The organism is Lysinibacillus sp. FSL K6-0232, from assembly GCF_038008325.1.
Classification (GTDB): domain Bacteria; phylum Bacillota; class Bacilli; order Bacillales_A; family Planococcaceae; genus Lysinibacillus.
The window spans coordinates 2,800,813-2,815,614 of the sequence record NZ_JBBOYW010000001.1; the positions used below are offsets into that span (position 1 = coordinate 2,800,813).

Genomic DNA, 14,802 nt, shown 5'->3' on the forward strand with positions numbered 1-14,802 from the left:
TTTACAGCATTGCTTGTCAATACTTTATCACGTATTTATTTTGCTTCTTTATTCGCTAATTTTGTTTTTTCCTCTTCCACTAACGTACGACGTAAAATTTTCCCTACCGCTGTTTTTGGCAGTTCTTCTCTAAATTCATAATAACGCGGAACTTTAAATGACGCTAGATGTTGACGGCAATATTTATTTAATTCTTCTTCAGTAATCGAATATCCTTCTTTTACAACAATATATGCTTTCACAGTTTCTCCGCGATACGGATCAGGTATACCTGCAACAACACATTCTTGAATTTCTTCTCGCTCATATAATACTTCCTCGACTTCACGTGGATAAATATTATAGCCGCCAGCGATAATCAAGTCTTTTTTACGATCAACTACATAGAAAAAGCCTTGCTCATCCATATAGCCAAGGTCACCTGTTAAAAACCAGCCATCCGCAAATGCAGCAGCAGTATCCTCTGGTCGGTTCCAATAGCCCTTCATCACTTGTGGTCCTTTAACAGCGATTTCACCAACTTCTCCCACTGGCAGCTCCTCTGTATCTCCTGTGCGTAAAATAACAGCATCTGTATTTGGCCAAGGTAAGCCAATCGAGCCAATCACTCGCTTGCCCCAAATTGGTGTAGCATGCGTTACAGGCGATGTTTCTGTTAAACCATAGCCTTCTACTAGCTTCCCGCCTGTAATGGCTTCAAATTTCTCTTGAACCTCAATTGGCAGTGAAGCGGAGCCACTTAAGCATGCCTTAATCGATGATAAATCATAATTTGCAATATCCGGGTGGTTTAAGAGCCCAATATATAATGTTGGCGCACCAGGGAAAAGCGTTGGCTTTTGTTTATCAATCGTTTTTAATGTTGTTTCTGCATCAAATTTCGGTAAAAGCACCATTTTACTTTGTGTAAAAACAGATAGTATCATTACTGTTGTCATTCCATAAACATGGAAGAATGGCAGTATGCCCATAATTGTTTCCTCGCCGTGGACACATTTATACATCCATGCATCGCACATCGTTACATTGGCAATTAAATTTTTATGTGTGAGCATAACTCCTTTTGGGAAGCCTGTTGTGCCGCCTGTATATTGTAGTAATGCTACGTCCTCCTCAAAATCGAAGTCTGTTTGATCAATTATCTTTATTGGAGAAGAGCGCATAATTTCTGTAAATAAATGACTTTGCCCACTATGCTCCACTTTTACACTAAAGCCATATTGCTTTTTTTGAATAAATGGATACACCAAATTTTTCGGGAATGGTAAATAATCTTTAATCGCTGTGACAATAACATTTTCAAGTGCTGTTTCTTTTATAATTTTCATTACTCGTGGATATAAAATATCCATCACAAGAATAACCTTTGCCCCTGAATCAGCCATTTGATATTGTAGCTCACGTTCTGTATACAGCGGATTTGTTTGCACAACTGTAGCACCCGCATACATAGCTCCATAGTAAGCGATTACACTTTGCGGTGAGTTAGGCAACATAATCGCCACACGCTCTCCTTTTTCTACCCCTAATGTCTGTAAATAATTTGCGAACCTTAAAGCAGATTCATAGAGCTCTGTATACGTTAGCTCCCTCCCCATAAAATGAACCGCTACTTTTGATGGGTTCTTTTGATAGGCACGTGTCAACAACTCTTGCACTGGAATTTCCTCAAACGTTAAAGACGATGGTACTTCTTCAGGATAATTTACTAGCCATGGTTTTGCTGTCATATGTCCTCTCCCCTTTGTCCCAAACTTTGTCAATTCTCTTTTCTATTATAATGAAAAAGAACTATAGTTTCAAACACAAAATAGAAAATAAACGCATTTTCGATTAATTATTATGCATTTTACAACATTATTAGAACTGTTATTTATGGCTGTTTGAGTAACTATCCTCGATGAATACTGAATCATTATTCATTTGTAAAAGCTAATCATCTCTATGTTATTCCTATATTCAAAAAATAAATTTTATGCTGACTATATTGTATTTTTGGACATAAAAAAACATTTTCTTATGAAATTTGTATGAGCAATGATAACGGATTTCCGTTCCAAGCTTTGCTAAACTCATAAAAAAACGCATCCCTTTATTCAGAGGGCACTGAAAAAGTCCCTCAGGCACAAGTGAGAGAGTACAGGAACGAATATTCGTTCCTGTACTCTCTTTTTCTTCGATGCCGTTGATTTCCATTGCGGCGGACGCGTTTCGCGGGCACGGCTCCAGCCTTCTCCCTCGCTTTGCTCAGTCCGGGTGCTTCCGCTCGTGCTGTTCCCGCAGAAGTCGCCGCCTCCATTCCAATCAACTGGGACCACTTTCATCACTAGAAGGGTTTTCCTCTCGTATAATCTCACAAATTTCCTGTATAATTAAAGGACTAATAAAAGGTGGTGCGACCATGATTTCTAAACAGGAAACATTCAATTTAAGCCCGTACATGGCGTTGTACGATTTAATTATTCCAAAGGACAATATGCTTCGCCAAATCAATGAACTTGTGGATTTCTCATTTATTCTAGACGAACTAAAATCGAAATACTGTTTAGTTAATGGCCGTAACGCGATTCCACCGATTCGCATGTTTAAATATTTACTGTTAAAAGCGATTCATGACCTGTCGGATGCCGACCTTATCGAACGTTCAAAATTCGATATGTCCTTTAAATATTTTTTAGATATGGCACCAGAAGAGGAAGTGATCGACCCCAGTTCCCTGACAAAATTCCGTCGACTCCGTCTTCAAGATATGAATTTATTAGATTTACTGATTCAGAAAACTGTTGAAATTGCTTTAGAGAAAGGACTACTCCTTAGTAAAATGGTGATTGTCGACGCTACCCATACAAAAGCGCGATATAACCAGAAAACGCCCAAAGAATTTTTACAGGAAAAATCCAAAAATGTACGTAAAGCCGTGTATCAACTAGACGAAAACATGGTCGGAAAATTCCCTGAGAAGCCTGCGTCAAATGAAGTCACAGAAGAATTAGATTACTGTCGTCAAGTAGTTGAAGCAGTCGAAACACAATCAAAGGTTGCACAAATCCCGGCTGTGAAAGAAAAATTAAATGTTTTAAAAGAAGTGATAGATGATTATGAGAATCATTTAAGCTATTCAAATGATCCGGATGCACGTGTTGGCCATAAGTCAGCAGATTCTTCTTTCTTTGGTTTTAAAACGCATATTGCGATGAGTGATGAACGTATTATTACAGCAGCGGTTGTGACGACGGGTGAAAAAAGTGATGGGCACTATTTACAAGAGTTGGTAGAGAAAAGTAGAACTGCCGGCATGGAAATTGACACGGTGATTGGTGATGCCGCCTATTCCTGGAAAGAGAATTTAGTGTATGCAAAATCGGAGCAGTTTCAGTTAATTTCAAAGTTAAATCCAGTAATCACAAATGGCAGCGGACAACGGAAAATTGAATTTGATTATAACAAGGATGCGGGTATGTTTGTTTGTCCAGCGGGGCACATGGCAACTCACAAAAGACGTACGGGCAGGAAAACCCTGAATCAAAGTTTAACGTTTCATTTTGATATTGAAAAATGTAAAGTTTGCCCGATGCGAGAGGGCTGTTATAAGGAAGGGGCGAAAAGTAAAACGTATAGTGTAACGATTCAATCCGATACACATCAAGAACAAGCAGCATTCCAGGAAACAGCCGAATTCAAAGCACTTGCCAGCAAACGCTATAAAATCGAAGCGAAAAATAGTGAATTAAAGAACCCACACGGCTTTAAAACAGCAAAATCGGCGGGTTTATTTGGCATGGAAATTCAAGGAGCCACGACGATCTTTGCGGTCAATCTGAAACGGATACTCAAACTACTGAGTGAAAAAGAGTAGGAAAAAAGAAAGAAATAAGGCACCTTCCATTCAAAAACGAATGGAAAGTGCCTTATTTTTGTTTGAAAAACTAATTCATCGTAAAAAATGTAAGTTTTTCAGTGCCCTCCTTTATTCAGGATGCGTTTTTTTAGCTTAAATTGTCATCATATAGTAGATACCGACTGCCAAAAATGCAATACAAACAATGATTAATACCTTTGCTAATTTTTCCATGTCATGACACTCCTATGCAATACTTGCCCCAATTACAAACGATAGACCGACTGAAATGGTGAAGGAAATAAAACCAACTGAACGATTGTCATTTGCTATTTCTTGATCTACATTAAAACGAGGTGTCATAAATTCAAACAAGAAATAGGCAATAATTAGTAGCGTAAAGCCAAAAAGGCCCCAGCCAATCATTTCACTTAATGTATTGTGACGTGCAATGGAAAAGCGAAAAATATTACAAATACCAAGAATTTTTCCACCTGTTGCAAGTGCTACAGCAATATTACCATTTTTAATTTCTTCCCAATTTTTATATTTCGTAACGACTTCGAACAATGCCATTGAGACGACTAAGCACAACACAACAACACTAAAATATCCTGCCGTTTCGATAATTGGATATCGCCAAAAGCCAGAATTCAGCATTTTTCTCCGTCCCCTTTATCACTTATTTCAATTCCACAACTGTGACACCTAAGCCCCCCTCACCTGCTTCACCAAAACGGAAGGATTTTACACGCCTATGCTTTTTCAAATAGCTTTGAATGCCTTGGCGTAAAGCTCCTGTACCAACACCATGGATAATTGATACCCGACCATAGTTTGCCAATAATGCATCATCAATATATTTTTCTGTTCTTAAAATAGCATCTTCATAACGCTCTCCGCGCAAATCCAATTCTAATTTTACATGGCTATTGCGATTTTTCACACCCGCTGTTCGCACCACAGGCTCTTTTTCAGGCTTAATATACTCCAAATCACTATCAGAAATTTTCATTTTTAAAATGCCCATTTGGACAGTCCATTCTGAGTCCGATACTTTCTCTAGCAAGGTTCCTCGCTGACCATAGCTTAACACCTTTACCTCATCACCGACAACTAGGTTTTGTGCACGTGCTTTTACTTGAGCTGCTTTTTTCAGCACTTTATTATTGTCAAGTGGTGTTGCTTCTTCCAAACGTTTACGTGCCTCAATCAGCTCATGCTCCTTCACAACTTGATCGGCATTTTTACGCATTTCACGAAGCTCAGCAATGATTGCCTCTGCTTCTCTTTTTGCCTCATCCACAATTTTACGCGCTTTGTCCTTCGCTTTTTTATCAAGTGCTTCTTTACGTTCCTCATAGGCTTGCAATTTTTCTTGCAGCTCTTTCCGTAAAGACTCTGACTCCAACAGCAATGCATGTGAACGCTCAGCATCATCTTCGGATTGGCGACGTGTTTCTTCCAATGAGGCAATCATCGATTCAACCTCATGACGATCTGTTCCTGTAAAGCTCTTTGCACGATCAATAATGGACTCTGGTAAGCCAAGGCGACTTGAAATTTCAAATGCATTGGAACGCCCGGGCACACCGATCAATAAACGATAGGTTGGGCTTAATGTTTCGATATCAAACTCCACACTTGCATTGGCAACCCCTTGTCGATTATAGCCATATGCCTTTAGTTCAGGATAATGGGTTGTTGCCATCACACGTGCACCACGTCCATGTACTTCATCTAAAATTGAAATAGCTAAGGCTGCCCCTTCCTGTGGATCAGTTCCTGCGCCTAACTCATCAAACAGCACAAGTGACTCATGATCAAATTTTTGTAAAATGTCTACAATATTGACCATATGAGATGAGAAGGTTGACAGAGATTGCTCAATGGATTGCTCATCACCAATATCTGCAAATAGCTGCTTAAAAACAGCTAATTCTGAGCCATCTAATGCTGGCACTGGTAACCCAGCTTGCGCCATTAGCGTACATAAGCCAACTGTTTTTAATGTGACCGTTTTACCACCTGTATTTGGCCCTGTAATAACAATTGCGGTAATATCTTTGCCAAATTCAATATCATTGGGTACAGCAGTATCTATTGGCAACAGTGGATGACGTGCACGCACAAGTCGAATATAGCCATCCTCATTCATTTTAGGCATTGTGCATTTATTTGCTTGTCCATATTTACCCTTTGCTAAAATAACATCAATATCACCTAAAACTTTTACTAAGTTAAATAAATCTGGCGCAACCTCCTGCACCATCGCACTTAGCGCTAGTAAAATACGTTCAATCTCTGCCTGCTCTTTCATTTTTAAGCGATGAATTTCATTATTGGCTTGTACAACTGAATCTGGCTCAATAAATAATGTTTGACCTGAGGAAGATTGGTCATGGACAATCCCACCATAGTGGTGACGATATTCCTGCTTTACGGGAATAACAAAGCGATCATTACGAATTGTCACAAGTGTATCAGAAAGCATTTTTGCTGCATTGCTTCCACGAATTAAACTTTCTAATTTAGAGCGTACCTTCCCTTCCTCAGCACGTAGCGATTGACGAATAGAACGTAATGTTTGACTTGCTGAATCCACGACAGCGCCATTATCATCAATACAATTATTAATTTCATGCTGCAATCCTGTTAAAACGGGCATTGCTTCCTTTTTTGCTATAAAATGTGGAATAGCAATGGTTTCATCTGCCTCTAAATCTTCAATGAAATTACGAAGAATTCTACTTGCTCGAATCGTACTGGAAATTTCCATCAATTCGATTGCAGCGAGCATGCCTCCAATTTGTGCACGTCTTGCAGAGGGACGCACATCAAAAATTCCTCCCATTGGTACATTGCCTTTGACTCGTAAAATGGATAAACCTTCATCCATTTCTTCTAGTAATTGTACTACTTTATTAAAATCAGTTTGTGGCACAAGCTCCTCAATGGCTGATTTACCAATAGAGGAAGTACAGTATGTCGCCACTTGCTGTCGTACTTTATCATATTCCAGTGTTTTCAATGCGCGTTCTGCAATCACTGAGAACACCTCCTCAACCTATTTATTTCGTCGTATAAACGCTTCAAACTGCTCACGTGTCCATGTATTCACAATCATATCTTTTGGCAGCCATGCTCGATTGGCATAGCGAACACCAATATCCATAAAGCGTAAATGAGCAATATCATGGGCATCCGTATTAATCGCTACAGGTACACCTGCTGCCAGAGCCATTTCTAAATGCTCTACACATAAATCAAGACGATATGGATTTGCATTTAACTCTAAAATTTTACCATATTCCTTTGCCCAAGCAATTAACTGTGGCATATCAGGATTATAGCCATCACGATCTGCAATAATGCGTCCCGTTGGATGGGCAATCATATGCACATACGGATTTTGCATCGCTGTTAATAAACGTGCCATAATTTTATCCTGCGATTGTGTAAAGCTAGAATGAATAGAGGCAATAACAAAATCCAATTGCTGTAATACATCATCGGAAAAATCAAGAGAGCCATCTGGCAAAATATCCATCTCTGTGCCTTTAAATAAGCGAAAATCAGGATGTGTTGCATTAAATGCTTCGATTTCCTCCCCTTGTTTTCTTAAACGCTCTGGCGTTAAACCGTTTGCTACCTTTAAAAACTGAGAGTGATCTGTAATCACACTATATTGATAGCCACGCGCCAGCAATGCTTCGCCCATTTCTGCCACAGAATAAGCACCATCTGACCATGTTGTATGCATATGCAAATCTGCCTTGATATCCTCCAAGCGCACTAACTGTTGAATGGCATCCGTTCTGTCAAATTCTGTTGTGCCTGTACGTAAGCTTGGCGGAATCCAAGGTAAGTCAAAGTGTGCAAAAAACGCTGCTTCATCCTGAAACGTTTGAACAGTCCCATCAGCTTTCTCTACACCATACTCACTAATTTTTTCGCCGCGTGCTTTTGCCAATTGGCGCATACGCACATTATGCTCCTTTGAACCTGTAAAATGATGCAAGGCTGTTGCATATTCATGATCCTTCACTAAACGAAAGTCAACGCTAACAGGCTCCTCTAAATCTAAAATTACTGAAATCTTTGTATCTCCCGCTGCCACAACTTCTTGAATAGCTAATGTGTGAAGCAGCTTTTCACGTATTGCCTCAGCCGCTTCTGTTACTACGATAAAATCAATATCCTTACTTGTTTCAGCTGCCCTACGAAAGCTTCCTGCCACAGAGAAGCGCTCCACTTCCTTCATACTACCTAGAAGTGCTTCTATTTGTAAAACTACAGGCTCTAGCTGCCAAATTGGTAAACGTTCAGAGCGATTCGCTAAATTAGCTAGCTCCTTTAAAATTTTCTCCTCTGTTTTAGCAGCAAAGCCCGCTAACTCACGAACTTTATGCGCTTCACAAGCTTCTTTTAAGCTTTCAGCAGAGTCAATCCCGAGCTCTTGATGTAGCTTAGCAATCTTTTTTCCGCCTAAGCCAGGCAATTTTAATAGCGGCAATAACCCTTTTGGTACAATTTCTTCAAGCTCTTTTAGCAAGCTGGATTCACCAGTTGCCAGCAAATCCTCAATAACAGCCGCTGTTCCCTTGCCAATGCCTTTTAGCTTTGTCACATCGTCCATTTCACTTAATGAACGCTCATCTCCTTCAAGCGCTGCAGCCGCTTTGCGAAAGGCAGATACTTTGAATGGATTTTCTCCTTGTAATTCCATATATAAAGCAATTTTTTCAAGTGTGCGAATAATGGTTTTTTTATTCATCGGTAGGTCCTCCTATCGTAAAAACACTTCCCTCAAAACAGAGAGAAGTGCATAGTTTGACTATTGCATATAAATATACCACCAATTTTGGAACATTTTTGTAACAACTGGTGTATGTTCCAAAATAAGACCACTTAACAATGACTTCGACATTAAATTTTGAATGAGTTCAACTGGCAATAAAGCACACACATATAGCAAAATAAAAATAATTAAATAGTTTTCAATAATACCAAGCAATGCACCAAGCCAACGATTCAATGTTTCCAGCACAGGTAAATACGCAATAAAATCAAAAATAGATGCTACAATTTGCAACGTGATTTTGACCGCAAAGAAAATAACCGCAAAAGCAATCACACGATAGAATGTGCGGTCTATATCTAAACTATCAATGGCCACACCAAGATTACCTGATTCCGTAATACCCGGATAAGGAACCCAAAATACAAATTTTTGTGCTAATGGCTTATAATAAATATACGCAACAATTAGTGCCACTATAAAGCTGACAATATGCATCATTTGTACAATAAAGCCGCGCTTTGCACCGACGCCAATACCAGCTAAAAGCACCACTAATATGATTAAATCTAACATTCTCTTCAACCCTTTAATTTTTTCAATTCTTCTTCTAGTTGCTCCATTCGTTCTTTTAATAGTAAATAATCGTGTACGGTATTTACGGCTGTTAGAACAGCAAGTTTTGTGCTATCAAGTGAGGGATTGTGTAAATTCATCTCGCGCATACGGTCATCAACAATCGAAGCGACAAGTCGCATATGACCAATGGATTCTGAGCCGACCATTTTATATGTATGACCATAAATTTCCACAGAAATTTTATTCTTTTCTTGATTTTCCATAGTCGCACCCTCCTATAAATTCGATGCACTCACGATTTTTTTACTTATGAGCACCATCACACAAAAAAGCTATTTATTATCATACCATGAAAGGTATAAAATTGTGAACAACGAGGACAGAAAGGAACGATTAAATGTCAAATATTGTGCTTTCCATTTCAACAAATCTACAAAAAGAGGTGATGGCTTACTATGCAAGCTATTTTATCGAACGTAAAGCACCGGGTGTAATCTTTGCTGCAAAGCTACCAGATACGGCTATCACAATGTATAAATCAGGAAAAGTAATGTTTCAAGGAGGAGGTGCTGAGCGAGAAGCGGGACGGTGGGGTACTGTTGAACAATCAACTACACAAAAAGCTTCTATTGGGGCAAAGGGTGATGCACTGCCAGAAAATTTTGCAACAATGTCTGTACTAGGCTCGGATGAAACAGGCACAGGCGATTATTTTGGCCCTGTGACAGTTGCGGCAGTCTATATACCTTCATCTAAAATTGAATTAATCAATGAGCTTGGTGTGAAAGATTCAAAAATGCTAACGGATGATTATATGCGAAAAATTGCCCCTGATTTACGTGCAGCCTGCACTCATAGTGTACTTGTCCTACGCAACGATAAATATAATAGCTTACAGGCAAAGGGCTACTCACAGGGAAAAATAAAGGCAATGATGCACAATAAAGCGCTGCTTAATACATTGACAAAAATGGCTCCTGAAAAGCCTGAATTTATTTTAATTGACCAGTTTGCAGAGCGCGGTGTCTATTATAACTATTTAAAAAATGAACGAGAGCTTGTGCAGGAAAATGTCCTCTTTTCTACTAAAGCTGAGCAATTACATGTAGCTGTGGCGACAGCATCCATTTTAGCGCGTGCCGCATTTTTAAAGGAGATGGATCGTTTAAGTGAAATGGCAGGTTTTGGTTTAATGAAAGGGGCATCTAGCAAAGTAGATCAGCAAGCAGCACGAATTTGGCGAAAGCAAGGCGAGGAATTTCTACGCTCGATGACAAAATGGCATTTTGCCAATACAGAAAAGGCACGAAAATTTAAATAGCAGACTGGTTTTGAGCGCTTGTTCTTTGGAATGGAGCGCTCTAGTCCATTTTTGAGCGGTTTTTCTGCTGAATTGAGCACTTACAATAAAATTTGATACTTCCTTTATTTGGTTGCTCTGACTTTATGATACGTGCTTGTTGTTAGTAGCCGTTACAATTGTTCAATTGTAAAAAGTGCTGGGCTTGTTTATGCGTAATATTTTTATTGATTAGCATTCCATAATCTTGCAAAGCTACTAAATACGCCTTTTGATCTGAATACAGACAACCAGTACAAATCCACTTTCTCTCTAGCCATTGCAGCTGTCCACATTGACATTTTGGACAAAACACTCCAGTTTGAATAGCCTCTATTTCTATACTAGAATAACGGCAAAATGGGTATATTTCATAGGGCTGATGGTGCTGTATAAGGAATCTGCTAATGGCATAAGCATCAATACATTTTTCTTTTCGAGGACATTGCTGTAAAAAGCTCCTTAGCTCTCCCGCTGTTGATACAGGAAAGAAATCATTCTCATAATCAATTCGGGCATTATTAAACGGAATTTATGAAACTATTTTTTGAGCCACGATGCTACACCAAATTTATCTGGACTTTTGAGCGGTTCAGCCACTTTTTTGAGCAAACCTTCCCTCATAAAAAAGACTGCCCCGTAAGACAGCCTTTTTCCATAAAATTTAGCGTACTTCAGTACCTTCAATTGTAGCAATAGCTTTTAATACTTTGTTATGTGCCGCTACTACCTCTTCATCTGTTAAAGTGCGTTCTGGGTCGAAATATGTGAGTGAGAAGGCAACAGACTTTTTACCTGCCTCCATTTTCTCCCCTTCATAAACATCGAATACACGAATATCCTTTAATAGCTTCACGCCCGCTGCACGAATCACACGAATGACTTCACCTGCTGCTGTTGTACGATCCATAATAAGTGCAATATCGCGCGACATCGCTGGGAAGCGTGGCACTGGTGTGTATGCTAATGGCTCTATTTGCGTTGTTGCAGTAAATAGTGCTACTAAATTTATTTCCATCACATACGTATCTTTCACACCCCATGCTTTTTGCTCTGCTGGGTGTAATCCACCAATAATACCGACTTGCTCACCATCCAATAAAATGCTAGCAGTGCGTCCTGGATGTAAGCCATCTACTTGTGCTTTTTCAAATGTTATACGATTCGCTAAGCCTAGCTTACCAATCACACCTTCTACAATGCCCTTTAATACAAAGAAATCTACTGCCTTTTTCTCACCTTGCCAAGCGTGGTCCAGCCATTTTCCTGATAACACAGCTGCTACATGCTCTTCCTCATATGGCTGACCTTCGCCTGATTGACCAAGGAATACCGAGCCAATTTCGTATAGGGCAACACTATCAGCTTGACGTGCTACATTATAAGCAGCTGCTTCAATTAAATGCGGAATTAAGCTTTGACGCAATGTAGAACGTTCTTCGCTCATTGGCATTAATAGGCGTGTTACTGGCTCTGCTTTTAATGCAAAGCGTTGTGACAATGCCTCAGATGTTAATGAATAGGTCACAGCCTGATAAAGCCCTGCTCCCTCCATAACATTACGCACTACGCGACGATTTGCCTGATAAGGTGTTAAACTACCTACTTGTGTAGCACCCTCTGGCAATGTAGTTGGAATTTCATCATAGCCGTAAAGACGTGCAATTTCCTCTACAATATCCTCTTCGATTTTAATATCTTGACGACGCGTTGGTGCATCAATAATTAATAGACCATTTGCTGCTTCAACACCAAATTTTAAACGCTCTAAAATCGATAGCATATCCTCTAATGCAATTTTCATCCCTAGTCGTTCATTAATAAAATCTGGTGAAACAACAACACGCGCTGGTGATTTATCTAATTCATCTACTACACATGTACCTTCTAACACTTCTCCACCTGCTAATTCAGCAAGTAATGCTGCAGCACGTTCAGCAGCAGGTAGTACACGATTTGGGTCTACTCCTTTTTCAAAACGAGCAGATGCATCTGAGCGCAAGCCAAGATGACGAGATGTTTGACGAACTGTTAAGCCATCAAAATAAGCAGACTCAATAACAACCGTTGTTGTTGCATCTGTTACCTCTGAATTAGCGCCACCCATGACACCAGCAATAGCTACTGGCTCTTTACCATTTGTAATAACTAAATCAGAAGCTTTTAATGTGCGTTCTTGATCATCCAATGTTGTAATTTTTTCACCTTCTGTTGCTTTACGCACAACAATTTCACCTGTTGCTAGACTATCATAGTCAAAAGCATGAAGCGGTTGACCATATTCCATTAATACATAGTTTGTGACATCGACAACATTATTGTGTGGACGTACACCTGCTGCCATTAAACGATTTTGAAGCCACATTGGAGATTCACCAATTTTAACGTTTTTGATAACTTTAGCAACATACATTGGATTTGCCTGTAAATCGTCCACACGAAGCTTTAATAAATCCTCTGCTTTTTCATTGGCAGTATGATAGGTAATCTCTGGATATTGCACTTTCTCAGCAAGAATTGCACCTACCTCATAAGCAACACCTAGCATGGAAAGAGCGTCTGAACGATTTGGTGTTAAGCCTAGCTCTAGCACTGTATCATGTAGACCTAAAATCGTCAGTGCATCCGTTCCTACCTCTGCATCTGCTGGTAGTACGTAAATTCCTTCTGCATATGCCTTCGGAACAAGCTTGCCCTCAATTCCAAGCTCCTGTAAGGAACAAATCATACCATTGGATTCCTGCCCACGAAGCTTTGCCTTTTTAATTTTAATGCCACCTGGTAAATGTGCACCAGGACGAGCAACAATTACTTTTTGTCCTGCATCTACATTTGGCGCACCGCAAATAATTTGTTGTAGCTCAGCTTCTCCAACATCAACTTGACAAATATTTAATTTATCAGCTTCTGGATGCTTCTCTTTGGACACAACATAGCCAACAACAACCTTATCCATCCCATTTGCACGATCTATCACAGCATCTACTTCGATACCAGAGCGTGTAATTTTTTCAGCTAATACCTCAGGTGCTAAGTCCTGTGTATATACATAATCTTTTAACCAATCTAATGATACTAACATGTTTTATCCTCCTTACGCCTCTGTTCGCTCAAATTGTGCTAAGAAACGACTATCGCTTGTATAGAAATGACGAATATCGTCAACACCGTATTTCAACATCGCAATACGTTCTGCGCCAATACCAAATGCAAAGCCAGACACTTTCTTTGGATCATAGCCAGCCATTTCTAACACATTTGGATGAACCATACCCGCACCTAAAATCTCAATCCAGCCTGTGCCTTTACATACATTACAGCCTGCTCCGCCACATTTAAAACAAGAAATATCCATTTCAACAGATGGCTCTGTGAACGGGAAGAAGCTCGGACGTAGTCGAATTTCACGGTCTGCTCCAAACATTTTTTTCGCTAAAGTATCCAATGTTCCTTTTAAATCACTCATGCGAATATTTTCACCAATAACTAATCCTTCAATTTGCATAAATTGGTGAGAGTGTGTTGCGTCATCATTATCACGTCGGAAAACCTTTCCTGGACAAATAATGCGAATGGATTCGCCTTTTTTTGCCTCCATTGTGCGAGCCTGTACAGGGGACGTATGTGTACGCAGTAGTATTTCCTCGGAAATATAGAACGAATCCTGCATATCGCGAGCTGGGTGTCCTTTTGGTAAATTTAATGCTTCAAAGTTATAGTAGTCTTTCTCTACCTCAGGACCTTCTGCAATTTCATAGCCCATTCCGATAAATAAATCTTCAATTTCCTCAATAACACGAGTTAAAGGATGACGATTCCCTACCTTTACTGCTCGACCTGGTAAAGTGACATCAATCGACTCACTCGCTAATTTTTCAGCAATAGCCGCTTCTTCCAAAACAACTGCCTTTGCTTCTAATACCGCTGTGACATTTTCACGAACTGTATTTACTAATGCACCCATTTTAGGGCGTTCTTCAGCCGATAATTTCCCCATTCCCTTTAGTAAATCTGTAATAGGCCCCTTTTTCCCTAGATAAGCAACACGCACTTCATTTAGTTCTTTTAAATTTGCTGCTGCTTCAATTTTAGCAAGTGCTTCTTGCTCTAATTGTTTTAACTGTGCTTCCATCATAAAACCTCCTTAGAAAATACATGCCTATTTTTAGGCATAAAAAAATCGCCCCTAAAAAGGGACGAGGACATATTCGCGGTACCACCCTAGTTACTGTAAGGTTTGTGCCT

Annotated in this window: 10 protein-coding genes; 2 read left to right on the forward strand and 8 right to left on the reverse strand. The window is 39.6% G+C overall.

Annotated elements, in window-relative coordinates; genetic code table 11:
* Positions 1 to 35: 35 nt before the first annotated feature.
* Positions 36 to 1,730 (reverse strand): AMP-binding protein, encoded by a 1,695-nt coding sequence (locus MHB42_RS13675; RefSeq protein WP_340806848.1) that lies wholly within the window; start codon positions 1,728 to 1,730, stop codon positions 36 to 38.
* A gap of 671 nt (positions 1,731 to 2,401) precedes the next feature.
* Here MHB42_RS13675 and MHB42_RS13680 point away from each other — a divergent pair.
* A complete protein-coding gene (locus tag MHB42_RS13680; protein ID WP_340805685.1) occupies positions 2,402 to 3,856 on the forward strand; it encodes an IS1182 family transposase in 1,455 nt (484 codons plus the stop codon).
* 228 nt (positions 3,857 to 4,084) lie between these two features.
* Here MHB42_RS13680 and MHB42_RS13685 read toward each other — a convergent pair whose 3' ends face one another.
* From MHB42_RS13685 to zapA, 5 genes are read right to left on the reverse strand one after another with little or no spacing between them, the layout of a single operon-like run.
* A complete protein-coding gene (locus MHB42_RS13685; protein WP_340806849.1) occupies positions 4,085 to 4,498 on the reverse strand; it encodes a DUF350 domain-containing protein in 414 nt (137 codons plus the stop codon).
* 22 nt (positions 4,499 to 4,520) lie between these two features.
* A complete protein-coding gene (locus MHB42_RS13690; protein WP_340806850.1) occupies positions 4,521 to 6,887 on the reverse strand; it encodes an endonuclease MutS2 in 2,367 nt (788 codons plus the stop codon).
* A gap of 18 nt (positions 6,888 to 6,905) precedes the next feature.
* The gene (gene polX / locus MHB42_RS13695) at positions 6,906 to 8,615 is read right to left on the reverse strand and encodes a DNA polymerase/3'-5' exonuclease PolX (protein WP_340806852.1); all 1,710 of its coding nucleotides are present in this window, start codon (positions 8,613 to 8,615) and stop codon (positions 6,906 to 6,908) included.
* Positions 8,616 to 8,675: 60 nt separating this feature from the next.
* Positions 8,676 to 9,215: a CvpA family protein gene (locus MHB42_RS13700; RefSeq protein WP_340806853.1), complete on the reverse strand. Its 540-nt coding sequence runs from the start codon at positions 9,213 to 9,215 to the stop codon at positions 8,676 to 8,678.
* A 5-nt stretch (positions 9,216 to 9,220) separates the two neighbouring features.
* The gene (gene zapA / locus MHB42_RS13705; protein WP_053996406.1) at positions 9,221 to 9,481 is read right to left on the reverse strand and encodes a cell division protein ZapA; all 261 of its coding nucleotides are present in this window, start codon (positions 9,479 to 9,481) and stop codon (positions 9,221 to 9,223) included.
* Positions 9,482 to 9,615: 134 nt separating this feature from the next.
* Here zapA and rnhC point away from each other — a divergent pair, with 134 nt between their 5' ends.
* The gene (gene rnhC, locus MHB42_RS13710) at positions 9,616 to 10,539 is read left to right on the forward strand and encodes a ribonuclease HIII (protein WP_340806854.1); all 924 of its coding nucleotides are present in this window, start codon (positions 9,616 to 9,618) and stop codon (positions 10,537 to 10,539) included.
* Between the two features lie 682 nt (positions 10,540 to 11,221).
* Here the strand turns inward: rnhC and pheT are convergent.
* Together pheT and pheS are read right to left on the reverse strand one after the other, a co-directional pair.
* The gene (gene pheT / locus MHB42_RS13715; RefSeq protein ID WP_340806855.1) at positions 11,222 to 13,639 is read right to left on the reverse strand and encodes a phenylalanine--tRNA ligase subunit beta; all 2,418 of its coding nucleotides are present in this window, start codon (positions 13,637 to 13,639) and stop codon (positions 11,222 to 11,224) included.
* A gap of 12 nt (positions 13,640 to 13,651) precedes the next feature.
* Positions 13,652 to 14,689: a phenylalanine--tRNA ligase subunit alpha gene (gene pheS / locus MHB42_RS13720; RefSeq protein ID WP_340808601.1), complete on the reverse strand. Its 1,038-nt coding sequence runs from the start codon at positions 14,687 to 14,689 to the stop codon at positions 13,652 to 13,654.
* Positions 14,690 to 14,802 lie beyond the last annotated feature (113 nt).

What these genes read in the sequence shown, in the direction of transcription:
- MHB42_RS13675 (WP_340806848.1), bottom strand. Translation starts at nt 1,730, where the DNA reads ATGACAGCAAAACCATGGCTAGTAAATTATCCTGAAGAAGTACCATCG.
- MHB42_RS13685 (WP_340806849.1), bottom strand. Translation starts at nt 4,498, where the DNA reads ATGCTGAATTCTGGCTTTTGGCGATATCCAATTATCGAAACGGCAGGA.
- zapA (WP_053996406.1), bottom strand. Translation starts at nt 9,481, where the DNA reads ATGGAAAATCAAGAAAAGAATAAAATTTCTGTGGAAATTTATGGTCAT.
- pheT (WP_340806855.1), bottom strand. Translation starts at nt 13,639, where the DNA reads ATGTTAGTATCATTAGATTGGTTAAAAGATTATGTATATACACAGGAC.
- MHB42_RS13680 (WP_340805685.1), top strand. Translation starts at nt 2,402, where the DNA reads ATGATTTCTAAACAGGAAACATTCAATTTAAGCCCGTACATGGCGTTG.
- MHB42_RS13700 (WP_340806853.1), bottom strand. Translation starts at nt 9,215, where the DNA reads ATGTTAGATTTAATCATATTAGTGGTGCTTTTAGCTGGTATTGGCGTC.
- rnhC (WP_340806854.1), top strand. Translation starts at nt 9,616, where the DNA reads ATGTCAAATATTGTGCTTTCCATTTCAACAAATCTACAAAAAGAGGTG.
- pheS (WP_340808601.1), bottom strand. Translation starts at nt 14,689, where the DNA reads ATGGAAGCACAGTTAAAACAATTAGAGCAAGAAGCACTTGCTAAAATT.
- polX (WP_340806852.1), bottom strand. Translation starts at nt 8,615, where the DNA reads ATGAATAAAAAAACCATTATTCGCACACTTGAAAAAATTGCTTTATAT.